This window comes from Ketobacter sp. GenoA1, assembly GCF_003671475.1.
GTDB lineage: Bacteria > Pseudomonadota > Gammaproteobacteria > Pseudomonadales > Ketobacteraceae > Ketobacter.
This window is the reverse complement of the sequence record NZ_RCHM01000023.1, coordinates 40,549-63,169: the sequence shown is the minus strand read 5'-3', so window position 1 is coordinate 63,169 and position 22,621 is coordinate 40,549. Positions and strand designations below refer to the sequence as shown.

General features: G+C 53.4%; 17 protein-coding genes. 6 read left to right on the top strand and 11 right to left on the bottom strand.

The genetic code is table 11. The features are described from left to right. Positions 1–40: 40 nt before the first annotated feature. Positions 41–1,399, bottom strand: a complete 1,359-nt coding sequence (locus D9N13_RS08815; protein WP_290588354.1) for a hypothetical protein — start codon at positions 1,397–1,399, stop codon at positions 41–43. Positions 1,400–1,576: 177 nt separating this feature from the next. On the opposite strand from D9N13_RS08815, the gene D9N13_RS08810 reads away from it, so the two are divergent. Continuing rightward, positions 1,577–2,143, top strand: coding sequence for an outer membrane beta-barrel protein (locus tag D9N13_RS08810; protein WP_290588352.1), 567 nt, complete (start codon positions 1,577–1,579; stop codon positions 2,141–2,143). Between the two features lie 105 nt (positions 2,144–2,248). Here the strand turns inward: D9N13_RS08810 and D9N13_RS08805 are convergent, their stop codons facing one another. Continuing rightward, positions 2,249–4,393, bottom strand: a complete 2,145-nt coding sequence (locus D9N13_RS08805; protein ID WP_290588350.1) for a 3-hydroxyacyl-CoA dehydrogenase NAD-binding domain-containing protein — start codon at positions 4,391–4,393, stop codon at positions 2,249–2,251. Between the two features lie 17 nt (positions 4,394–4,410). Continuing rightward, entirely contained in the window at positions 4,411–5,622 is a 1,212-nt protein-coding gene (locus tag D9N13_RS08800) for an acetyl-CoA C-acetyltransferase (RefSeq protein ID WP_290588348.1), read from the bottom strand. A gap of 507 nt (positions 5,623–6,129) precedes the next feature. On the opposite strand from D9N13_RS08800, the gene D9N13_RS08795 reads away from it, so the two are divergent. Beyond that, positions 6,130–6,351, top strand: coding sequence for a hypothetical protein (locus D9N13_RS08795; RefSeq protein ID WP_290588346.1), 222 nt, complete (start codon positions 6,130–6,132; stop codon positions 6,349–6,351). Positions 6,352–6,482: 131 nt separating this feature from the next. Here D9N13_RS08795 and D9N13_RS08790 read toward each other — a convergent pair whose 3' ends face one another. From D9N13_RS08790 to D9N13_RS08780, 3 genes are all read right to left on the bottom strand, one after another. After that, entirely contained in the window at positions 6,483–7,325 is an 843-nt protein-coding gene (locus tag D9N13_RS08790; protein ID WP_290588344.1) for a hypothetical protein, read from the bottom strand. Positions 7,326–7,427: 102 nt separating this feature from the next. Next, a complete protein-coding gene (gene ppc / locus D9N13_RS08785; RefSeq protein ID WP_290588342.1) occupies positions 7,428–10,076 on the bottom strand; it encodes a phosphoenolpyruvate carboxylase in 2,649 nt (882 codons plus the stop codon). A 56-nt stretch (positions 10,077–10,132) separates the two neighbouring features. Further along, a complete protein-coding gene (locus tag D9N13_RS08780; protein ID WP_290588340.1) occupies positions 10,133–11,974 on the bottom strand; it encodes a diguanylate cyclase in 1,842 nt (613 codons plus the stop codon). 277 nt (positions 11,975–12,251) lie between these two features. Here D9N13_RS08780 and D9N13_RS08775 point away from each other — a divergent pair, with 277 nt between their 5' ends. Then, the gene (locus D9N13_RS08775; protein ID WP_290588338.1) at positions 12,252–13,181 is read left to right on the top strand and encodes a hypothetical protein; all 930 of its coding nucleotides are present in this window, start codon (positions 12,252–12,254) and stop codon (positions 13,179–13,181) included. A gap of 18 nt (positions 13,182–13,199) precedes the next feature. Here the strand turns inward: D9N13_RS08775 and D9N13_RS08770 are convergent, their stop codons facing one another. Further along, positions 13,200–14,075, bottom strand: a complete 876-nt coding sequence (locus tag D9N13_RS08770) for an AEC family transporter (RefSeq protein WP_290588336.1) — start codon at positions 14,073–14,075, stop codon at positions 13,200–13,202. Between the two features lie 63 nt (positions 14,076–14,138). On the opposite strand from D9N13_RS08770, the gene mnmC reads away from it, so the two are divergent. From mnmC to D9N13_RS08755, 3 genes are read left to right on the top strand one after another with little or no spacing between them, the layout of a single operon-like run. Then, on the top strand, positions 14,139–16,187 hold the full coding sequence (gene mnmC, locus D9N13_RS08765) for a bifunctional tRNA (5-methylaminomethyl-2-thiouridine)(34)-methyltransferase MnmD/FAD-dependent 5-carboxymethylaminomethyl-2-thiouridine(34) oxidoreductase MnmC (protein ID WP_290588334.1): 2,049 nt from the start codon (positions 14,139–14,141) through the stop codon (positions 16,185–16,187). Then, positions 16,184–16,588, top strand: coding sequence for a rhodanese-like domain-containing protein (locus tag D9N13_RS08760; protein WP_290588332.1), 405 nt, complete (start codon positions 16,184–16,186; stop codon positions 16,586–16,588). The genes mnmC and D9N13_RS08760 overlap by 4 nt, the downstream gene beginning before the upstream one ends. Positions 16,589–16,648: 60 nt before the next feature. Further along, positions 16,649–18,838, top strand: a complete 2,190-nt coding sequence (locus D9N13_RS08755) for an EAL domain-containing protein (protein WP_290588330.1) — start codon at positions 16,649–16,651, stop codon at positions 18,836–18,838. Here the strand turns inward: D9N13_RS08755 and D9N13_RS08750 are convergent. From D9N13_RS08750 to ligA, 4 genes are read right to left on the bottom strand one after another with little or no spacing between them, the layout of a single operon-like run. Beyond that, entirely contained in the window at positions 18,835–19,077 is a 243-nt protein-coding gene (locus D9N13_RS08750) for a YheU family protein (protein WP_290588328.1), read from the bottom strand. The genes D9N13_RS08755 and D9N13_RS08750 overlap by 4 nt on opposite strands. Continuing rightward, positions 19,061–19,912, bottom strand: a complete 852-nt coding sequence (locus D9N13_RS08745) for a polyphosphate kinase 2 family protein (protein WP_290588326.1) — start codon at positions 19,910–19,912, stop codon at positions 19,061–19,063. The genes D9N13_RS08750 and D9N13_RS08745 overlap by 17 nt, the downstream gene beginning before the upstream one ends. Then, positions 19,887–20,504, bottom strand: a complete 618-nt coding sequence (locus D9N13_RS08740) for a hypothetical protein (RefSeq protein ID WP_290588324.1) — start codon at positions 20,502–20,504, stop codon at positions 19,887–19,889. Before D9N13_RS08740 ends, D9N13_RS08745 begins: the two co-directional genes overlap by 26 nt. A 30-nt stretch (positions 20,505–20,534) precedes the next feature. After that, on the bottom strand, positions 20,535–22,562 hold the full coding sequence (ligA, locus tag D9N13_RS08735) for an NAD-dependent DNA ligase LigA (RefSeq protein WP_290588322.1): 2,028 nt from the start codon (positions 22,560–22,562) through the stop codon (positions 20,535–20,537). Positions 22,563–22,621 lie beyond the last annotated feature (59 nt).

Below are 22,621 nucleotides of genomic sequence, written 5' to 3'. Positions count from 1 at the left end.
GTCGATATTCTTCCCTATATGGTAGTCAAGTAACCGAATTTCAAGCCTCGCACTGTTTCAGCAGTTGATCCACCTCATCCAACTGGTTGAATTGGGGATACTTTGCCTGAATAAATCTCAGATATTGCGCTGCCTTGGGCAACTGATTAAAGCCATCGACCAAGGCTCGAGCCATCAACAGATAGGCTTCGGCTATGCGCTCATAATGAGGGGCTGCTTTATGTAAATTGGCCATCAAACGGCATACTTGCTGGAACTTGCCCCGGCTATAGAACTGATGGGCCAGGTTCAACAGCACATCGGGTTCCTCCGGCCTGAATTCCGGGTCCAGAGCCTCATAACTGCCGAATAGAAAATACAGCCTGGAATCATCACCCAACTCATTGAGCAGAGTCATAAAACGCTGGCCATGGGCCAGCGCCTGCTGGTGATCGTGCATTGCCAACAACAACCGCGACAGCTTCTCGTGATGGCGCACACTGTTCGGGTTCGCCAGCAGATGCTTGGTCAGCGTATCTGCGGCTTGTTGGTAACGCCCCTCCTTCACCAGAATTTCTGCCTTGGCATCGACCGGATCAATGGTGCGCCGGCGGCGATCCCGGGCCTGTTGATCCTCCGCCACATAGCCGATTTCAGCTTGGTACTGAAACAGCACATACCCCATCAGGTGATACCCCACCATTAGAAAATACAGGGTCACGGCAACAAATACGGGCACGAAAAACTGGGCGGCTATCTCCGCTGCGAACACTTCAAACAAGGCGGATTCAGCCCCCAACAGCAGAAACAGGAAGGCATACAGCAGCAAATAAGACCAACCCACACTGCGAATCAAGTGGGCGATGGAAGTGGGAGAAATGGCCGCAGCAATGGTCTTCTCGGTAGCCAGGATCATCATGCTGGCGGGCAGGATAAAAATCACCACCGCATTGGCCAGCACATTAAAAAATTCGCTGTTCAGGAACGCCACCAGAACAGTAAACCCGGCGAACACCAGTTGTACTACGATCTGCTGTACCAACACAGAGAAGCCGGATTCTGCAAAGGTTTCTTTCAGGGTGGGAGGTTGGAACCGCCCTTCAGCGCTGTATTCGATGATCAGAAAACCGTATCGGGTAATGCAGGCCAACAATAACAGGCCGGCAATCAACAAAAACGGTAAGGAGGTGATGTCCAACAAACCCAGCAGGGCCCAGCTCAACACCGCAAACACGCCGATTACCACCAGGCTGTCCTGCTTCAGCGGATAACGAAAAAACTCCCCCAGGCGATCCCAGAATGGCTGAGCAGTATTCGCGCTGCCCAGATATTCCAGCTCTTCACCACTGACAAAGCATCGCGCCTGCCCCAGGCCGCCCAGCGTCTCTCCACTGTCAACACAGCGCTCACAATATGCCACATGACGCGCCGGGCTATACCAAAGAGCAGGTTCCAAGGGGTGGTATTTGCAAAATTGACGAACCATAAGTACCTCTTTTTTAACAAGTATAGCGCCTCTTGCAGATGCTGACTGAACTGCCCCGATGTTTGCGCTAAAATGCGCACCCCAGATTGTCTCTCCGTACGGATCAAACCCATGCAGTTATCACGTCGTTCGATATTCATCAGTGCGGTGCTATTCGGGGCCGCACCCACCCTCCTCGCCCCGCTAAATGCGCAGGCTGAAAACAGCCGGTTCTACCTGGGGGCCCGTTACGCCAGCTATTCTTTCGATCCGGACAACGCAGTCTCCGCCGACGATAGCACTGGCTATGGCGTAACAGGCGGAATGCTTATGTCGCAGCAGGTGAGCATGGAATTCGAGTACGGCAACAGCGGTAAGGCCGACTTCACCGGCAGCAACGGCACCATCGACAGCGGAAAACTTCAGGCACAGAACCTGGCGGTATTCGGCGCTTACCGAACCCCGGGTACCATCTACCTTAAATTGAAAGCAGGCATCAGCATCCATTGGCTTGATGCGATTGATATTCAGTGTTCCGGCAGATTCTGTGTCAATACCCTGTCGGAAGAAAGCGGTGGCCTGGCCTACGGCCTGGGATTGGGTGCCTTGCTGGGGAATCGGTTTCGCACCGAGTTGGAATACAGCGCCATTGATGAGGACATCAACCTGATTAGCCTCGGAATTCTGATTAACCTGTAATACAAGTGCCCCTGAATGGTAAATCTGCCTTGGGCAAGGGCCACCGGCAGACATAAAAAACCCCGCCATCGAATGTCGATGGCGGGGTTTTCCGAACGCTGACAATTACTCGAATTGTTCGCCTTTTTCTGCTTTCTCAATCAGTAGCGCCGGTGGTGTAAAACGCTCACCATAGTGCTTGGCCAACTCTTCCGCCCGGGCTACGAACTCCCGCAAGCCATACTGATTAATGTATTGCACAACACCACCGGTCCACGCCGGGAATCCGATCCCCATAATGGAACCGATGTTGGCATCCGCCACTTTCTCGATCACACCTTCTTCCATACAGCGTACAGTTTCCAGTGACTGAACGAACAAGAAGCGTTCTTTCATGTCCTCGAAGGGAATCTCTTTGCTACCAGCACCAAAGGCCTCTTTCAGGCCGGGCCAGAGTGTTTTCTTACCACCTTGTGGGTAGTCATAGAAGCCCTTACCGGCCAACTTACCAGCACGATCAAACTCGTCGATCATGCGGTCGATCACGGAATCGGACGCACCCTTCTCCAGTTTTTTGCCTTCTGCTTGCAGAGCCGCTTCAGTGGCCAGGCGGATGTTGCGCATGGTCTGCAGGTTCAGCTCGTCACTGATGGCCAGGGTGCCAACGGGGAAACCAGCTGTGGCGGCCGCCATTTCGATGGACGCCGCATTCAAGCCTTCCGCCAGCATGCCCAGACCTTCGTTCACGTAGGTGCCGATTACGCGGGTAGTAAAGAAGCCGCGGGCGTCATTGACCACGATGGGGGTCTTGCGAATCTGCAACACATAATCGAGGGCCTTGGCCAGGGTTTCATCGGAGGTTTCTTTACCGCAGATGATCTCAACCAGGGGCATCTTGTCCACTGGTGAGAAGAAGTGCAGACCGATAAAGTTGGCAGGACGGCAAGAGGCTTGCGCCAGCCCGGTAATGGGCAGACTGGACGTATTGGAGGCCATCACCCCGGTTTCCAACATCTGTGCTTCCGCTTCCTGGGTTACCGCTGCTTTAAGTTCAGTCTTCTCGAATACGGCTTCGATCACCAGGTCACAGCCCTGCAGATCTTCAGCATTGGCGGTGGGTTTGATCAGGCTCAGGATGCCATCGGCCTTTTCCTGAGTCATCTTGCCGCGGGAGATCGCCTTATCCAGCAGTTTCTTGCTGTAGTCTTTGCCTTTCTGCGCGTTCTCGTCAGAAATATCTTTCAATACCACTTCGATACCGGACATAGCAGAAGAGTAAGCGATACCCGCCCCCATCATACCGGCGCCCAGGATGCCCACTTTCTTAGTAGTGTGGTGCTCAAACCCTTTGGGGCGGCTACTGCCCTTGCCGATTTGCTGCAGCTGGAAGAAGAACGCCTTGATCATATTGGTGGAAACCTTGCCGATGGCCAGGCTGGTAAAGTAACGACCTTCTATCTTGAACGCCGTATCCACATCCACCTGCAAGGACTCAACCGCCGCACTCAGAATCGCTTCCGGTGCTGGGTAACAACCCTTGGTTTTGTTTTTCAACATGGCCGGCACAATGGGTAACTTCATGGCCAGTCCAGGATGGGAAGGTGTGCCGCCGGGAACCTTGTAACCTTTGGTGTCCCAAGGCTGTTGCACGTTAGGGTTGGCTTTACAGAAGGCTTTCGCCTTGGCCAGCATGTCTTCGGCGTTATCCGCCAGTTCGTGAATCAGGCCGGCTTTCAGTGCCTGCTCAGGATTCACCTGCTTGCCTTCCATCAGGAACGGTGCCGCAGCTTCAAAGCCCAGCAGGCGCGTCAGGCGTACTACGCCACCACCACCGGGCAGCAGACCCAGGGTCACTTCCGGCAAACCGATTTTGGTCTTGCGATCGTTGATGGCGATGCGGTGGTTACAGGCCAGGCAGATCTCATAACCGCCGCCCAATGCCGCACCATTAATAGCGGCCACCACTGGGGCCTTGATCATTTCCAGACGACGCAGTTGTGCCTTGATGGCAGTCACACCGTCCATGAATTCCTGAGCCACCTCAGGGGTCGCTTTTACCAACTCATTCAAGTCACCACCGGCGAAGAAGGTCTTCTTGGCGGAAGTCAACACTACACCGGCCAGGTTTTCTTCTTTCTCCAGGCGATCAATGCACTCATCCATGGACGTTTTATAGGTCTCGTTCATGGTGTTGGCGGATTGGCCTGGTGCGTCCATCGTCAATACAACGATGTTATCACTGTCTTTTTCGTAACGAATAGCTTCACTCATTGTCTTTCTCCCGGCCCTTACACGCGCTCGATGATGGTTGCGATACCCATGCCTGCACCCACGCACAGAGTACACAGACCGCGTTTCAGATTACGACGCTCCAGTTCATCCAGAACGGTACCCAGAATCATGCCGCCGGTGGCACCCAGCGGGTGGCCCATGGCAATAGAGCCACCGTTGACGTTCACTTTCTCAGCAGGAACGCCGGTATCTTTCATGAAGCGCATAACAACAGAAGCAAAGGCTTCGTTCACTTCAAACAGATCGATGTCATCATAAGTCAGGCCTGCTTTGGCCAATGCCTTATCCGCAGCTGGGCCCGGACCGGTCAGCATAATGGTAGGATCGGTACTGGTGATGGCGGTGGCCACAATACGGCCGCGGGGCGTAAGGCCCAGCTCTTCACCCTTGGCTTTGGAGCCAATCAACACCAGCGAGGCGCCATCTACGATACCGGAAGAGTTACCGGGGGTATGGATATGATTGATGCGTTCAACCATGTGGTATTTCTGCAGCGCCACTGCATCAAAACCCATCTCCCCCATCATGGCGAAGGAAGGGTTCAGCTTGTTGAGACCTTCTTTGGTGGTGTCAGGGCGCAGATAGTCGTCTTGGGCCAGAATGGTCAAACCATTCATATCCTTTACCGGTACGACCGACTTATCAAAGTGACCGGCTTGCTGCGCCGCCGCCGCTTTCATTTGCGATTCATAGGCAAAATTGTCTACGTCTTCGCGACTGAAACCTTCAATAGTCGCAATCAGGTCAGCAGAAATACCCTGCGTTACGAAATCCGTCATCAGGTTGGTTTGCGGATCCATCGCCCAGGCACCACCGTCAGATCCCATGGGAACACGGGACATGGACTCAACACCACCGGAGATGACCAGGTCTTCCCAACCGGAAGCCACTTTCTGTGCAGCCAAATTCACTGCTTCCAGACCGGAAGCACAAAAACGGTTGATCTGTACGCCAGCCACCTTGGTATCCCAGCCAGCCTTCATTAATGCTGTTTTGGGTAACACTGCCCCCTGATCGCCCACCGGGCTAACAATACCCATTACCAGATCATCAATCTGTGATGTATCCAAACCGGGATTGCGCTCTTTCAATGCATTCAGCAGATTCACGACCAGGTCAACCGGCTTCACTTCGTGCAGTGACCCATCCTTTTTGCCCTTTGAGCGCGGTGTACGTACCGCATCAAAGACATAGGCTTCTGTAGTCATTCAACCATTCCTCTTTGTTTTTGATGTGAGCCCAGCCATGACTTGGTGTGATGACCCACTGGACACTCAGGCTGCATACCTTGCTCCTTTTGCCTTTTATGCGCAATGACCTCACCGCTCAGGGGTTGTGACCAAAACAACCAAGGGTTACTGTTACCGAATGTGTTACCTTTAGAAACATTAAAAACGTGAATTAGTTACTAGACTTCCCATAAATCTAGTGTACACTTGTAAACAATGAAGGTTGAAAAGCAAATATCCCGACCTTCATACAACAGTCAACACGCAGGAATAAGCTCGATTAGGCTGATCATTCTAATTTAAAGCACTAGAATTAAACCTAATCACTATAAAGAGTGGTGCTGTTAACCCGAAACCTTCAGCAGAGGCTAAAAAACAGCCTAAACTGATAAGAGAAACGTGAAATAGAGCTCCACAAATGATCACGTTTACGGTTAACAGATCTGGCTTAATCAATGTCGTGTCAGATAAACGAAGGAGTTCACTATGAAACTGGCAACAACAACTGTAAGACAACTGGCCGTCGATAGCCTGTCTTTCATGGCAGTGTTGGCACTCACCGTTGGTGGATTTTGGGGTTTGTTCCTCGTGAACGCATCCTTGTTCACTATGGTCGTGTTCGGCCTGCTGATGGTACCTGCCTTGCTGAGCAGCACCTACTATCTCGGCAAAGACATCAACGAAGCCACGCATAAGCTGATTGCGTGAGGACCTTCGTCGCGGCCAACGTGTGAGACAACTCCACGTGGCTGCGACATTGGTATTTCCTGCGGGAAATCAATCACTTGACGATTGCATTCCGAATGCCTGCCGACATTGGGCCTGGCTATCACAGCGTATCAGTCCGGCGGATTCAAGGTGATCAATATTGGATCGTATACCTGCTCTTCCCCGCTGAAGCTTACTTTCACTTCTGCTAAAAACTGAACCGGTTCTGTACCCGTGCCCGGATCGGGCAGAATCTCTTCCCCCAGGCATCTGACGTAACGGTACGCAGTCGCTGTGTCATTAACCTGCAAAGCCCAATCACAGTCATAAGCACTGGGGTACCTCAGGAAAAAATCGTTCTGCTCACCATTGGCGAATGCCTCCGCATACTCTGGCCGGCTGGCGGGAAACATTCGATCCCCTTCAAACACCACTGAGAAGAAATTAGACGAGTTAGGCAGGGAGTCACTGGCATCAAGAACAACCTCGATCACGCTAGCCGGATCAAAATCCTCCTCATCAGAGCCCGCTTCCTGTGAACCGAGGATCTGGCGTTGGACATAGTAGTCAGAATTCCAGACTTCATCGCCCTTGCCTGTGACAGAATCGTACTCAAATATCCTTACCTCGTATCCCAATCCGCTAAAACGAACATTCAGATCTTCATAGGAGGCGTTGGTGTACCTGAACTGGAAGGTAATGTTGGTCACAGAACGATCACAATAGCCCTCAGAATCACCGCCATCAATAATCAACTGCGCATTATCGAACACATCAGGATCACAAAATCCACCGTCATCGTCTGCATTTACTTCAACCCAGTCACGGGTGATGGAAGTGGGCTCCAGCACACCGTTGACGCGAAACTCGACATAGGGATCACGGGGCGATTGATTATTATTGTCGGACCCACCGCCACAACCAGCCACCACCAACACCGCACCGGCAACCAGCACACAACGCTCAAAACTCATTCAATTCTCCAAAATCAACTAGGCCTGCGGTAATACACGCAGGCCCGAGGCGATGCATTTAATCAGTCAGCACCGAAAAACTCAACTGCCCTTCAAACCCAATCACCCTGTATTGCGCATACCAGCCGCGATACCCGCTACGGTAATCATCAGGGCCCGGGTCTCATCGGGCAGTTCTTCCGACTTCAGGCGCAATGACCGCATCAACTCCACCTGCAGCATGTGCAACGGGTCCAGATACGGATTGCGAACTTCTATAGACCGCCTGATCACCGCATTGTTCTGCAACAACATGCGATGATCGGTAATGGTGTTCACCAAATCCACCATGTCCGACAGCCGGCTGCGCAATTCCTCACCCAGCTCGCGATCTTCGGGCTGCGCCAAACGCCGCTCATAGTAAGCCGCAATCTGGGGATCGGATTTGGCCAGCACCATTTCCAGCATGCCTACGATCATACGAAAAAATGGCCAGCGTTCGTACATTTCATGCAAACGCTCCCCTTTACCTGATTGTAAAGCCTGCTGAAACGCTTCATCCGCGCCCAGCCAACCCGGTAGCATCAAACGCATCTGAGTCCAGGCAAATACCCAGGGTATGGCCCGCAGTGTTTCGATCCCACCCTCTTTGCGGCGCTTGGCGGGGCGGCTGCCTAACGGTAAACGCTGTAGTTCCTGTTCCGGTGTGGCATGACTGAAATAATTGAGAAAGCGGGGATCCTCGCGCAATAATTTACGGTAGGAACGGGTGCCCACCACCGCCAGTTCATCCATGGTTTCGCGCCACTGGGCTGCCGGGGCAGGTTGTTCCATAAGCGTCGCTTCCAGGGTGGCCGCCACATAACGCTGCAACGTACGAATGGCCACACCAAAGGGAGTGAACTTGGCCCGGATCACCTCGCCCTGCTCCGTAATCCGGATGCGCCCGTTCACCGCGCCGGGCGGTTGCGACAGGATCGCTTCATGGGATGGCGCGCCACCGCGACTGGTGGAGCCACCGCGGCCATGAAACAGCGTCAGACGCACACCGTATTCCGCACACAGAGCTGTCAGCTGCTCCTGAGCCTGATACTGCACCCAGGCTGCCGCCAGAAAACCACCGTCTTTGGCGGAATCCGAGTACCCGATCATCACCTCCTGCTGGCCCTGAATATGATCCCGATACCATTGAATTTCGAACAGGCTCTGTAACGTTGCCCGGGCATGCTCCAGGTCATCCAAGGTTTCAAACAATGGCACCACCCGCATCAGTTGATCCATTCCCGCTTCTTTCTGCAAAAGCAGAACCGCCAGCACATCCGATGGAACATGCGCCATGGAAATCACATAAGCGCCCAAAGCATCAATGGACTGTTCCGCCAACATCTGGAACGTATCCAGTACCTCCCTCACCTCTGCACTGCACTCCAAATACCGGGGAATCAGCGGACGTTTGCCCTCCAGTTCAGTGATCAGAAAACGCTGCTTTTCCGACTCCTCCCACTGGGTATAATCACCCAGGCCGATTGCCCGGGTGATGGCCGCCATAGCATCGGCATGACGGGTGGATTCCTGACGAACATCAAGCCGCAACAAGGTTACCCCGAAGGTATTGATACGGCGAATAGTATCCAGTAACTCACCGTTGGCAATTTCGGAAATACCGCACTCCATCAGGGATCGATGGCATAATTTCAATGGTTCCAGTAACTCCTGCTGACTCATCACCGGCTGCTCACCGTGCCAGTCTTCGCCAGCCAGGCGAGCAGTAAGATACGCTTTTGTGGCAAACAAACGATCACGTAGTGGCTTGATCAAGGCCCGGTAGGGTTCGCGACTGTCACCTACCACCCGCCGCAGCTCATCACTGCAATGCACCGCAGACAGCACCATGTGTAAATCTTCAAAGTCATGACTCAACAGGTCCGCCGCCATCCAACGGGCAAGAATCAGCACTTCCCGGGTGACTTCGGCGGTTACATTGGGGTTACCATCCCGATCGCCCCCCATCCAGGAAGAAAACGTAAACGGTGAAAAGTCCATGGGCAGGGTGCGCTGCAGATTGGCCTGGCACCACTCATCCAGCTCCCGCAGATATTCCGGCACCGCGTTCCACAACGTCTGCTCAATGGTCACAAAGCCCCAACGTGCTTCATCCACTGGAGTGGGCCGCTCCTGTCGAATCTCATCGGAATTCCACGCCGAAACAATTTTTCGTTTCAGCGTTTCGATCACCCGGTTGCGTTCGTTATCGGTGAGATTAACGGTATCCAGTTTTTCCAGGCAATCGGTAATATCATCGTACTTTCGAATCAGTGTACGGCGGGTCACCTCAGTGGGATGCGCCGTCAATACCAGATCAATGGAAATGTCCTGCAGTGTATCAAACAGTTGCTGATCGGAAATCTTCGCCCGTTGTAATCGGGGGTGCAGCTCCGCCATGGTGGCGCGCTGGTCCTTGCGTTGACTTTGCTGATACTCACGGCGCCTGCGCACCCGATGATATTGTTCCGCCAGATTGGCCAGATTAAGAAAATGACTGAATGCCCGGGCCACCGGCACCAACAGCTCAGGCTGCAGGCGGGACAGCTTCTCAAACAGTTTCTGAGAATTATCTTCATGCCCCGAACGGGCATGCTTGGCGAGTTTGCGGATTTCCTCCACCAACTCCAGAAGGATGGGGCTTTCCTGCTCCTGCAACGTGTTTCCCAATAAGCGCCCCAACAAGCGGACATCCTGGCGTAAGGGGGCGTGGGCATCGAGCTCAGACATGATCAGCATCCTGTATTCCCAGATTGCTTACATAATGAAGAGAACACTGCGCTTAATCAAGAGTTTGCCGTTTCACACTCCGAGCGATACAACTCGACCCGATTACGCCCGTTTTTCTTGGCTTTATACAAGGCCTCATCCGCCTTTACCAGCAAGGACTCGCCCGCTGCATAGGGTTCCGGAATACCGGCATGCACACCCACGCTCACCGTCACCGGAATGCGTTTGTCATTACACCAAAAGGAGGCGTATTCGATGTGATGACGAATGGATTCCGCCACCTTGTAGACACCCGCTTCGTCGGTGGCCGGCAACAACAGAATGAACTCCTCACCACCATAACGCACCAGTACGTCCAGATTGCGACGGGAGAACCGCTGCAGGATGACGGCGATCTTTTTGAGGCACTCATCCCCCATCAGGTGCCCGAACTCATCATTGATTTTTTTAAAGTGATCGGCGTCGATGACCAACACGCCAAGGCAGGAACGCGTCTGTTGGCACTGCTTGATCAACTCAGGAAACCGGGTATCCAGATAGCGCCGGTTGCCAACACCGGTCAAGGCATCCGTTAAAGTGGCGTGTTCCAGCTGCTCATTACTGGTTTTCAATTGCTCCAGCATGATGCTTAAATCCCGGGTTTTCTGATCCACCCGCCGCTCCAGTTCATCGCGGGCCGAGGCCGCAATCTGCTCTTTCTCCCGGGTTAACTCCGTCACCTCCTGGGCCAGATCCAGGGCCCGTTTGAGCGCCCGGTTCTTTTCAATACGCTCCCTTTGCATGCGCGCGGCCAGGGCTGAGGTCACCATCAGATTGCCCAGCGACAAGCCGGCGGCATGAACGTATTCAATGGTTACCGAGAATTTCAGCCAGCCAAGCTGGGATGCCACATAAAAACAGGTTCCCGCAATCAGCACAGACCATCCTGCCATCAGGTAGCGGGCCCAGTAGTTGCCGCTTATACATTGCTGGGCCAGCACCAGGATGGCGTACAGGCAGATACCGATTTCCATCAGATAAATCAACGGTAGAACCTGCCGTTCCGGAAACAGGATTACCGGAATGACAGCCAAGCCAAAGACAGTGACGCTGTGATCGGTGAAACGCGCCAACCGGGGAGCCCGGTTTCTGAGATCGATAAACAGCACAGCAAAGCGCCCGGCAAAGAAAATGGTGGCCAGGATGCCGATGCCATAACCCTTGTCGTTGAGAAAACCGAGCTGCCCCCATAGATACTGCCCACCGAAACCACTGATGCTGGCTTGATAGAGCATGGCTGATACAATGAAGGCCATATTGTATAAATTGGTACGATCACGCAGAAAATACCAAACGTAACCGTTATAGAACGCCAACACCGCCATCATGCCGAAAAACAACCCATAGAAAGCCTGGGCCTTGAATTCATTACTGAAAAACGATTCTGAAGTCAGAAAACTGACCGGGAATATCAAAACGCTGTCGCTTTGCAGCCGCACGTAGATCTCGTAATCCCCAACCGGCAACGATTCCAGCACAAACACCGGGAAACGGTGTTGCATGGGGTTTTCAATATACAACTGATGATCGCCACCCACGGAATGCGCCAACAGGTTCTTGCCCTGAGGTGTGGATTGAATCAGAAAGAAATCCACATAGTTCAAAAAGGGCGTTGCCAGTTCCATGTAAAGTTTGGCGGACTGCCTGGCCCGGACGGTCAACTTATATTGCAACCATAGGGGCTCCGCCAGGTAATTCTGTTGCACAGAACCGGTAAGGGTTTCTCTTTGCCATGGCAATTCGGTGGACAGAATATCACGCAGCGTGATCTCTCCAGCTTCATCAACCAGATAGTGGTAACCGGGCTCCACCCGAAAATCAGGATCTGTGACGGCCCACCCCAATAAGGCAATTGCCACAAGACACCCACCCAGCAAATACCGCACCGGGCGCAATAGGCTGTTACGCATCGAATCTCATCAGTTAGTTTTGTTCTTTAAATAACCACCCTACCCCAAACCCAAGGGACAAGGGTATACATATATTGTTTCAATTGTTGATGTTGTGTAATAAATAACCAAAAATAAGCCTGGCATAACATTTGCGTTACTGCCTGTCATAGGACAAAAAAACGCTAATTCTTACAGGTTGATACATGCAATGGGCCAGCTTGAACACAGCTTACAAGATTCAGATATGCCAGAGATCCTCACAGAACAGGCCACTTTAGCTCAATCCCTCTTTGCAACGCACACGCTGAGAGTGGCGCAACTGGATCTAATGGTCACCATTCTCAATCTGAGCCGCTTTATTCAGCGCCATCGTGGTGCAACCCTTGCACTGTTAGGGGGCGATAATAGCTTTCGTGCCCAGGTAGCCGCGCTCCAAAAACAAACATCGGCCCAATTCGATTATCTGCAATGCCTCAATAATTCTGCCGACAAACCCATGGCTGACAGCGAATACGAACAATTGACCCTGGGCTGGCTGACCATCATCAAGGATTGGGAAAATGACGATCTCCATCACAGCTTTGAATTTCATTCCCATTTGCTGGAACTGATCATCCGCATCGCCCGTCAGCTCTCCGAGCAGGTTTTGGCGACCCCTGCCGGTATGGAGGCAAACGAAGCCCTGCGCAGTCGCCTGGACAACAGTTATACCTACCCACTGCATGGCCTGACGCAAACCTGCGTCCTCGATTTGTATGAATTGGTTGAGTACCTGGCGCGCATTCGCGGTTTGGGAACCCACATGGCCGTCATCGGCCATACCGACAAGGAGCTGGGCGCCAAAGTATCCTTCTGGTTACAGGAGTTTCGCTATCGCAAGGAGCGTTTTGACCAGAACATTCAGTTGCTTTCCAGTCAATACCTGCCCTGTATTCCAGGCTTGAAATCACTGCCCAACCTGAATATGAAGCTGAACTACTTCATCAGTCTGCTGGGCCATGAAATGACCTCGGAACGAACCTTTCAGGTTCCCAGCCACAAATTGTTTTTGATGGGCACTGAAATCATTGACGGCCATCTGGCAGTAATGGACCAGGCCAACGCCGTGGTGCGGGATCAGCTCTACGCCATGAACATGATGATGCTGGAAAGGCTGTCCGCCGAACCGGTCTGAGCACTGACCGGGAGCAGCCTACACTATATACACCAGCAACGCCGGCAGCAGGACAAACGACAGCAGTGTGGATATCACCACCATGCCCGCCACTACCTGCGGTTCACGGCCATAGCGTACCGCAAACAGATAGTTGAAGACCGCCACCGGCATGGCACTTTGTAAAATCACCACACCCCTTGCCACCCCGGTCAAACCAAACCCGGCGGCCACACCCCAACCGACCCCTACCCCAATTGCCAGGCGCAATAGAGCAAATGTAGCACTCTTGCCAAGCTGGGCGACCCGCATATTTGCCAGGCTCACCCCCAATGTAATGAGCATCAGCGGAATGGTCATGTCACCCAGCAGGGAAACAGTGTTCTGCAGCCAGCGGGGCAGCGACAGCTCTCCATAGATCATAATCAGTGCCGCGGCGATGGAATAAATGATGGGGTTGCGCACCATTTCCTGCAGCACCGACCGGCCACTGACCAGCGCGATTCCCAAGGTAAAGTGCACCAGGGAAAGCATCATAAAAACGGCAATTGCCAGCACCAGGCCCTGCTCGCCAAAGGCGAACAGGCACACCGGCAAGCCCATGTTACCGGCATTGGGAAACACCAACGGCCCCAGATAGGCGCGCAACGATTGACGGCTGAGGGCAATGACCACTGCCGCCAGCAAGAGGGTTGCCACGATCATAACCAGGGTCACCCAGAACATCTCCTCGATGACGGCACGGGAAACAGCGGCCCCGGTCATGGCAGACACCACCAGACAGGGTGCGCCCACACACATCACCAAGCGGGTCACCATATCCGTATCGTAGGGCACCTGAATCTTTTTCCAGACAAAACCCACTAAAATGCAGACCATCACCGGGCCCGTGATGGGTAACAGCGTTTGTAGCATAAGCCCCTGATTCGACTATGTTATGATGGCGCACAGTATAACCCATGGTATTGAATTGTCTCGATGAAACAGCCACCAAACCGATCCCGAATTGTTGAGAATGCCCAGATTGACTGGCAACAGAGCACCCCCATCTCGGAACAGTTCGAGGATGTGTACTTCTCACGGGATTGCGGCCCGGATGAAACACAGCATGTCTTTATCCATCACAACAGGTTGGAACAACGCTGGCGGGATGACTCGCTCTCCGGTTTCACCATTGCTGAAACCGGGTTCGGCACCGGATTGAACTTTCTCTGCACCGCCGATTATTGGCAGCAGCAAAAACATGCCGGCCACCTACCGATGAACGCCCACCTGCATTTTGTCAGTGTGGAAAAATACCCTTTGGCGCTGGCCGACATGCGCATTGCCAGCAGGCAATGGCCGCAATTGGTGAGCGTTACCGAACCGCTACTGGAACAATACCCCGCGCCCGTGCGCGGTGTACACAGACTGTATTTTGCCGGGCCCAATATTACCCTCACCCTGATCTTCGATGATGCCATTGCAGGATTTTCAGGTTTGGACGGACTGGTTGATGCCTGGTTTCTGGACGGGTTTGCGCCGGCCAAAAACCCGGATATGTGGCAGCCGGCGCTGTTTGAACACATTGGACGCCTGAGTTACGCGCCCACAACCGTCGCCACGTTCACTGCGGCTGGAGTGGTCAAACGGGGACTGCGTGATGCCGGCTTCAAGGTGGAAAAAGTCGCTGGATTCGGTCGCAAGCGGGAGATGCTGCGAGGAGACTATCTACCCGCGCCAACACAGCAACGACAGCTACCGCCGGGCGACAAACCCTGGTTTCACTTTGATTACCAGGCGCAACGCAAAGCAACGGGCAGCGTTGCCGTAATCGGGGCCGGCATGGCCGGTGCCACCGCAGCCAACAGCCTGGCTCGGCGGGGTTGGCAGGTTACCGTGCTGGAACAGGAGCCCAGGGCGGCCAGCCAGGGCTCCGGCAACCCCACCGGCATCACCTTCACCAAACTGAGCCTGCACGATACCCCGCAAAACCGGTTTTATCAGTGGGCCTATCTATACGCCTGCCGTTATATTCAATCGACGTTTCTGGCGGCGGGTATTGAACCGGGTGTGGATTGGAACCTGAATGGCCTATTGCGACTGGCGTTTGATGAAAAAGAAGCAAGAGAGCAAGCCGCGCTTTTGGCTGAATCCTACTGGCCCCCATCATTACTGGAAAACCTGAGCCCCGCACAAATCCAGGAACGGCTTGGCATTGAAAGCCCCATTGGCGGCCTGATGCTGCACGGCGGTGGTTGGCTGCATCCGGCCGCCTGGTGCGATGTGTTGCTGTCGCATCCCAAAATAGAGCTGCTGACCTCACAATGCATTACCCACTTGACCCCAACAGCAGGACGCTGGCGGGTGAATCAGCACGGCCCTTTTGATGCGGTGATATTGGCCAACGCCTTTGGCAGCGCCCGATTTCAACAATCCAGCCACCTGCCGCTGAAGCCCGTACGCGGCCAGATCAGCTATTTACCGGCCACTGCAGCCTCCCTAGAATGGCAACATGCGGTCAATTATCACGGTTATGTCAACCCCGCCCGAGCGGGGTTCCACTGTGTGGGGGCAACCTTTGATCCACGTTCAGAGGCGTCCACTGAGCGCCAGGAGGATCACCAGTGGAATTGCGATCAACTGCGCTCCACCCTGCCAGCCCTGGCTGAGGCACTGGGCCTGCCCCATGGGGGGCCGCTCCAGGGTCGGGTGGGATTTCGGTGCCAAACACCGGATTACCTGCCCATCATCGGCCCGTTGCCGGACGCCGAGGCTTATCGACAACAATTTGACGATCTGGGAAAAGGGTTCCTGAAGCGGGAGTTTCCCTTCGGCCCCTGCCACGACGGGCTGTTCATCACCTGCGGCCACGGCTCCAGAGGCATTACATCCACCTGCTTTGCCGCAGAGATTCTCGCCTCCTACTTAAGCGGTGAACCTCAACCGGCGGACCGGGAGATACTGTTTGCCATTCACCCTGCACGATTCCTGATTCGCAATATAATGAGAAGAACCTCATTGAAAACCACGGAGTTCAAATCATGATGCATCTCACGCCGTCAAACACGCTCTTTGGACTGCTGCTGATCCTGATGAGCATGACAACCACTGCAGACGAATTAGCCATCTATAAGAAGGATATGAGCCAGACCCAGGCACAGGAGGCTCTGGCGGCAGGCACCATAGTGGCCATCGATGTTCGCTCAGAGGCGGAGTATCAGGCCGGGCACGTTCCCGGAGCCATCAATGTGCCCCATAACCAGATTGATTCCCACCTGGCTCAGATTAAACACCTGAAAGACCAACCGGTGCTGCTTTACTGCCGCAGCGGCCGTCGGGCCGGTCTTGCCGCCGCAACTTTATCTGAACTGGGTTTCCGTCAACTGTATCATCTCGAGGGTGACATGCAGGGCTGGACCAAAAAGCAGTTGCCGGAGGAAAAATAGCTTGGCAAGATGGTACGACGTTCCAACGCGTACGCATAACAATCATAAACAGAGTCGCGCTTGAAGACCGTTAACCTGCATCAACATACCATTCTCATCGTCAATGGTAATGACCATGACCGGATCGCGCTCAGTGACAGCCTCAATGACGCGGGCTTTGGTACTGTGGAAGCCAAAAATCCAAAACTGGCCGTTATCTATTTCAGGCAAATTCAGCCGGATCTGGTATTGATGGACCTGGACATGCCCGATGTACAGGGTGGATTGAAATTATGTGGTGTGTTAACGGCGGCAGCCAGATCATCCAATACGCCCATCATCGTACTGTCAAAACACAACGACATGGAACTGGCTGCTACCGCCTTCGATGCCGGAGCTTCGGACTTTGTACTGCACCCGATCAACAACCTGATTTTAATCCAACGTTGCCGCTATCAGATTCGTTCCAGCCAAAACCTGATGTCGTTAAAACGGCGGGAACGGATTCTTGAACACGCCGAACGTATGGCCCATATGGGCAGCTGGGAATGGGAAAGCAAAACCCGGCGGCTTTATGTATCAAAAGAATTCAACCGAATCCTGGGCTTTGAAGAAAATCACCAGACCAGCGTTCGGGATGTGCTCGATCGCCTGGATAATCAGGAAAGAAAAAAGATCATCGAGCATTTTCAGCAGACCAACAGCAAGCACCAGGGCAAGATTACATTGCATCATCGCCTGAAAAGTGACGCCGGCATCGGCCCCACCCTGCGCCACGAGGCCCGTTTTATTCTGCACGATGGCACGGACTACTCCGTTTACGGCACAATCCACGATATTACCGAGGAGGTAGCCCATAAAGATCAGGTGCTGCAACTGGCCTACTATGACGCCCTCACCCAACTGCCCAATCGTACCTTTTTCAAAACCCACCTGGACCATGCCATCAAACTGGCACGGGGTAGCGGGCATCTACTGGCTGTCATATTATTGGATCTGGACCTGTTTACACGTATCAATAATTCACTGGGCCACGAAGCCGGCGATGAACTGTTGAAGAAAGTGTCCAACCGCTTGTTACGCATATTTGACGACAGCAAATGCACGGCATTGAACATGCGCGCCATCGATCCCCAGGCCCCCGATGAACCCATGACCGACAAAATCGCACGGCTGGAAGGCGATCAGTTTGCCATTCTGATCAATAAATTCACCAAACTGGATGAAGTCATCCTGTTCGTACAGAAACTGTTAAAACAGTTGGTCACACCGTTCACCTTACAGGGTAACAATATTGTTTTAACGGCAAGCGCAGGCATTGCCCTCTATCCGGTAAACGGCCTGGGCACCGAAATGCTGCTGCGCAATGCGGATGCCGCCATGCATTTTGCCAAATCCCAGGGGCGCAACAACTTTCATTTTTACTCCAGCGACATTGACTTCAAGTCCAAAGAAAGGCTATCCGTCGAGAACGATTTACGTCACGCCATTCGCCATAATGAGCTGGAGCTGCATTATCAGCCCAAGCTACACCTGAAGTCCGGCAGCATCCATTCGGTGGAAGCATTGGTGCGCTGGAATCACCCGGTGCGTGGCCTGGTAAGCCCCTCCCAGTTTGTACCCATGGCCGAGGAAATCGGCTTGATTAACGAATTGGGAGAATGGCTGATCAACAAAGCATGCCTGCAGGCCAAACGCTGGAATGAGGATGGACGGCCCCCGATCCGTATCGCTATCAACCTGTCACCGATTCAGATTCGCGGCAACTCGTTGGTGCAGATGATTCGCAACGCGCTGCTCACCTACCGCCTGGCACCTTCACAGCTGGAAGTGGAAATCACTGAAACCGTGCTTTTGGAAGATACCAACCGCGTCTTGCGGACACTGGATGGTATTCGCAACCTGGGGGTAAAAGTTGCATTGGATGACTTCGGCACGGGTTATTCGTCGCTCAGTTATTTAACCCGGTTCCCGTTCAATACGTTGAAAATCGACCGCAGTTTTGTTTCGCAATGCACTCAGCAAGGACAGGCAGCAGCCATCATCCACACCATCATTCAACTGTGTAAAAATCTTAACCTGGAAGTGGTGGCTGAAGGTGTGGAGCAGTTTGAAGAATTGAAATTTCTATTGGATCATCGTTGTGATGTGGTGCAGGGGCATTATTTCAGCCCGGCGTTAAGTGCGTCGGAACTCACCGACTATATTGAAAAGCAGTCCTGGGTTTCATTATTGCCTGACTCAATGGGTTCCAGGCTACCCGAGCATTAACCACCGGCTGCGCGCCACTGCTGTGCAGTTACAATGTGTACGCTATCCATTTCTTGATCGTAAACGATGAGGTATTCCTTCTTTTTTATACCGGCCACCACCTGGGATACCTTACGTGACAGCTCGATTTCCTGCTCGCCATAATCGGTACCACCATCACGGGTAACAAACTCCTCAACCAGCCTCTGCAGAGTATCCTCTGCCAACTGATCCCAGGGAACTTCAATCAGATTTTCCATCAAGCTCTTCCACCAGTTGAACCCGCAAAACACCTTCACCAAACTCTTCGATCACCTTGGCAATCACCTTTGGGTCCAGCAACATCACCCGCTTGGAATCTACCACCTGCTGCAACAAATCCGAAATAATAGACAGGCATTTAACCCGGGCGAACTGTTTGTCATCAGCGGGAATCACATACCAGGGCGCAGATTCGGTGGCGGTCTTATTCAACATGTCCTCGTAGGCACACTGGTAATCTGCCCAAAAGCGGCGGCTGTCCAGATCCGCCGGGGTAATCTTCCAACGCTTGGTGGGCTCGCGCAAACGCCCCATAAAACGCTCATACTGTTCATCCTTGGAAAGGTTCAGAAACAGCTTGATCAGCACCACGCCGTCATCGGTAAGTTGACGTTCAAACTCCTGCAATTCACGATAAGCGCGGCTCCACTCCTCCTTTTTGGCGAAACCTTCAACCCGCTCCACCAACACCCGACCGTACCAGGAACGATCAAAGACAGTAATTTCACCCGGTTCCGGGAGCTTTTGCCAAAACCGATACAGATAATGACGGGATTGCTCCCAATCCGCCGGTGCACCAATGGGCCATACGCGCACACCCCGGGGATCCAAATGCCGGGTCAACCGACGAATGACTCCACCCTTGCCCGCCGTATCGGTGCCTTCCATTATAATGATGACCCGTTTGCCACTGCGAAACAGAGCCTGCTGCGAGCGCAGTAACTGCAACTGCAGGTTGTCTATCTTGTCCCTAGGTTTCTCGACTTTGCGTTTGGGAACGGTGCCCAGATCGTTAAGCTTGACAGGATCACCGGTCAATTTCACCACTTTCACCGTTCTTCCCCTCTTTGCGAATCGGCTCAAACAACAGCGGATACAGGAAATCCTGAAACTCCTCTATCATTCGATCCATCGTGGACTTGTCTTCCATGATAATACCGCGCTTGTTCTGTTCATAGCCAATCAACTGTTTGGCCAGGTTATGGAAAATGGTGATACGCTTTTGCAGATACAATCGGCTACCCTGCTCCAGAAAGGGTTCCAACGCATAATAGGATTTGGCCAACTGGTGTAACGCAGCGTCCAGGTCCTGCGCGTTTTTTCTCCCTACACTGTTCCAGGCATCCGACAGTGCTCCCATAAAATCGGCATAGTGTTTTTGCCGAACCTCAAAAGTACGTTCAAAGCGTGCTGACTGGGCCTGCTCATAGAGAAAATGCGCATACTGATCCATGAACTTGGTCTGGGTACGCTCCTGCAATTGCTGCGCCCGAATCAACTGAGCACCGGCCACCTTGGTCACTTCATAGTTGAGATAAGCCATATAAGCCATCAGCGCAAAGGCCAATATGACCAGAATCAGGCTGAACAGCGGGAATCGGTTTTCCTTTAAGGTTACCACGGGATGATTGGTCGGCTCAGTCACGGTGCCTCCTCGTTTCGATGCGGCCAGGTTTCAAGCCGGTTCAATTCCATTGTCTTTGAGCAGCGCAATAAAGGCAGACTCATCCAGAACCGGCACCCCCAGGGATTCCGCTTTGGCTAACTTGGATCCGGCCTTTTCGCCGGCCACCACGGCATCACTCTTCTTTGACACGCTGCCACTGACTTTTGCTCCCAGCTGCAACAGATATTGTTTCGCCTCATCCCGGGTCATTTGACTGAGAGTACCGGTCAAAACGTAGGTTTTCCCTGCCAGCGGCAGAGCATCACGGTCAATGGCTGCCTGTTCCTGCCAGTGCACACCGGCGGCAATCAATGCATCAATGATTTCCAGGTTGTGGGATTGCTGGAAAAAAGTCGCAACATGATCGGCCACGATGGGCCCCACATCCGGCACCTCTTGCAAGGCTTCCGCATCGGCCTGCTTGATGGCATCCAGGTTGCCAAAGTAATTGGCAAGGTTCAGCGCTGTGGCTTCACCCACTTCACGAATGCCCAGCGCAAACAGAAACCGTGGCAACGTGGTGGCTTTGCTCTTCTCCAGGGCAGCAATCAGATTGGCAGCGGACTTCTCGCCCATGCGTTCCATGGCTGCCACCTGTTCCGCCCGCAGGTTGAACAGATCGGAGACATGGGCAATCAGCCCCTGATCCACCATCTGCTCAACCAGCTTTTCCCCCAGGCCATCAATGTCCATGGCTTTGCGGGAAGCGAAATGCTTGATAGCCTCTTTCACCTGCGCCTGACAGAACAGGCCCCCTGAACAGCGGGCCACCGCCTCGCCTTCGGGCTTGATGATGTCAGAACCACAGACCGGGCATTGGCTGGGTAGCGCCACAGCCATGGTCTTGTGCGGACGCCGCTCCAGAACCACTTTTACCACCTTGGGAATGACATCCCCGGCACGATGCACGATCACCGTATCGCCCTTGCGTACATCCATTCGCGCCACTTCATCCATGTTGTGCAGGGTTGCATTGCTGACCGTGACCCCACCAACAAATACCGGCTCCAGCCGGGCCACCGGCGTAATGGCTCCGGTTCGCCCCACCTGAAACTCCACATCCAGCAAGGTGGTGAGTTCCTCCTGGGCAGGGAACTTATGGGCAGTAGCCCAACGCGGAGCGCGGGATACAAAGCCCAGTTCCCGTTGCAACCTGATGTCGTTTACCTTGTAAACAATACCATCAATCTCATAATCCAGATCGAGCCGTTTTGCCAGAATACGATCGTGATACTGTTGCAATGCCTGGGCACCCACTACCGTTTCTATCTCTGGATTGATACGCATCCCCCACTGTTTCAACAACATCAGGTTACCGTAATGAGTCGCCGCCAACTGGCCGCCTTCCACATAACCCACACTGTAGCAGTACATGTCCAGGGGACGTTTGGCGGTAATACTGGAATCCAGTTGCCGCAGGCTGCCAGCGGCGGCATTGCGGGGATTGACGAAGGTTTTCTCACCGTTTTCCTGCGCGGTTTTATTAAGCTGTTCAAAACCGGCTTTGGGCATGAACACTTCCCCTCGCACTTCTAATATCTGCGGGTAATCCTCGCCCCATAGACGCAGGGGTATCGAATCGATGGTGCGAATGTTCTGGGTTATGTCCTCACCGGTTTGACCATCACCCCGGGTTGCGGCCTGCACCAGGACACCCATCTCATAAAGCAGGCTTACCGCCAGGCCATCCAGTTTCGGCTCACACACGTATTCGATTTCGTCATCCTGATGCAGGCGTTCCCGCAGACGCCGGTCAAACGCCACCAACTCTTCCTCGCTGAACACATTGTCCAGGGACAACATGGGCAGGCGGTGCTGTACCTGCTGGAACGCCTGCAGTGGTTTATCCCCCACTCTTTGGGTTGGAGAATCCGGCGTAATCAGATCGGGGTGTTCGCTCTCCAGCTGCTTGAGCTGCCGGAACAGTCGATCGTACTCAGCATCAGGAATGGAAGGTTCATCCAGCACGTAATATTTGTAATTGTGCTCGCGAAGCTGCTGGCGCAGTTGCTCGATTTGTTGTTCTACTGAGGGCATGTGGTTATCCAGCTCTTTGATTTTTATGCTGGAATTATACACGTCGGGCGCTGCAGTCA

Excerpts from the sequence above, each read along its gene's own strand:
- D9N13_RS08810 (WP_290588352.1), top strand. The coding sequence starts at position 1,577 with ATGCAGTTATCACGTCGTTCGATATTCATCAGTGCGGTGCTATTCGGG.
- D9N13_RS08805 (WP_290588350.1), bottom strand. The coding sequence starts at position 4,393 with ATGAGTGAAGCTATTCGTTACGAAAAAGACAGTGATAACATCGTTGTA.
- D9N13_RS08800 (WP_290588348.1), bottom strand. The coding sequence starts at position 5,622 with ATGACTACAGAAGCCTATGTCTTTGATGCGGTACGTACACCGCGCTCA.
- D9N13_RS08795 (WP_290588346.1), top strand. The coding sequence starts at position 6,130 with ATGAAACTGGCAACAACAACTGTAAGACAACTGGCCGTCGATAGCCTG.
- D9N13_RS08790 (WP_290588344.1), bottom strand. The coding sequence starts at position 7,325 with ATGAGTTTTGAGCGTTGTGTGCTGGTTGCCGGTGCGGTGTTGGTGGTG.
- ppc (WP_290588342.1), bottom strand. The coding sequence starts at position 10,076 with ATGTCTGAGCTCGATGCCCACGCCCCCTTACGCCAGGATGTCCGCTTG.
- D9N13_RS08775 (WP_290588338.1), top strand. The coding sequence starts at position 12,252 with ATGCCAGAGATCCTCACAGAACAGGCCACTTTAGCTCAATCCCTCTTT.
- D9N13_RS08770 (WP_290588336.1), bottom strand. The coding sequence starts at position 14,075 with ATGCTACAAACGCTGTTACCCATCACGGGCCCGGTGATGGTCTGCATT.
- mnmC (WP_290588334.1), top strand. The coding sequence starts at position 14,139 with ATGAAACAGCCACCAAACCGATCCCGAATTGTTGAGAATGCCCAGATT.
- D9N13_RS08760 (WP_290588332.1), top strand. The coding sequence starts at position 16,184 with ATGATGCATCTCACGCCGTCAAACACGCTCTTTGGACTGCTGCTGATC.
- D9N13_RS08750 (WP_290588328.1), bottom strand. The coding sequence starts at position 19,077 with ATGGAAAATCTGATTGAAGTTCCCTGGGATCAGTTGGCAGAGGATACT.
- ligA (WP_290588322.1), bottom strand. The coding sequence starts at position 22,562 with ATGCCCTCAGTAGAACAACAAATCGAGCAACTGCGCCAGCAGCTTCGC.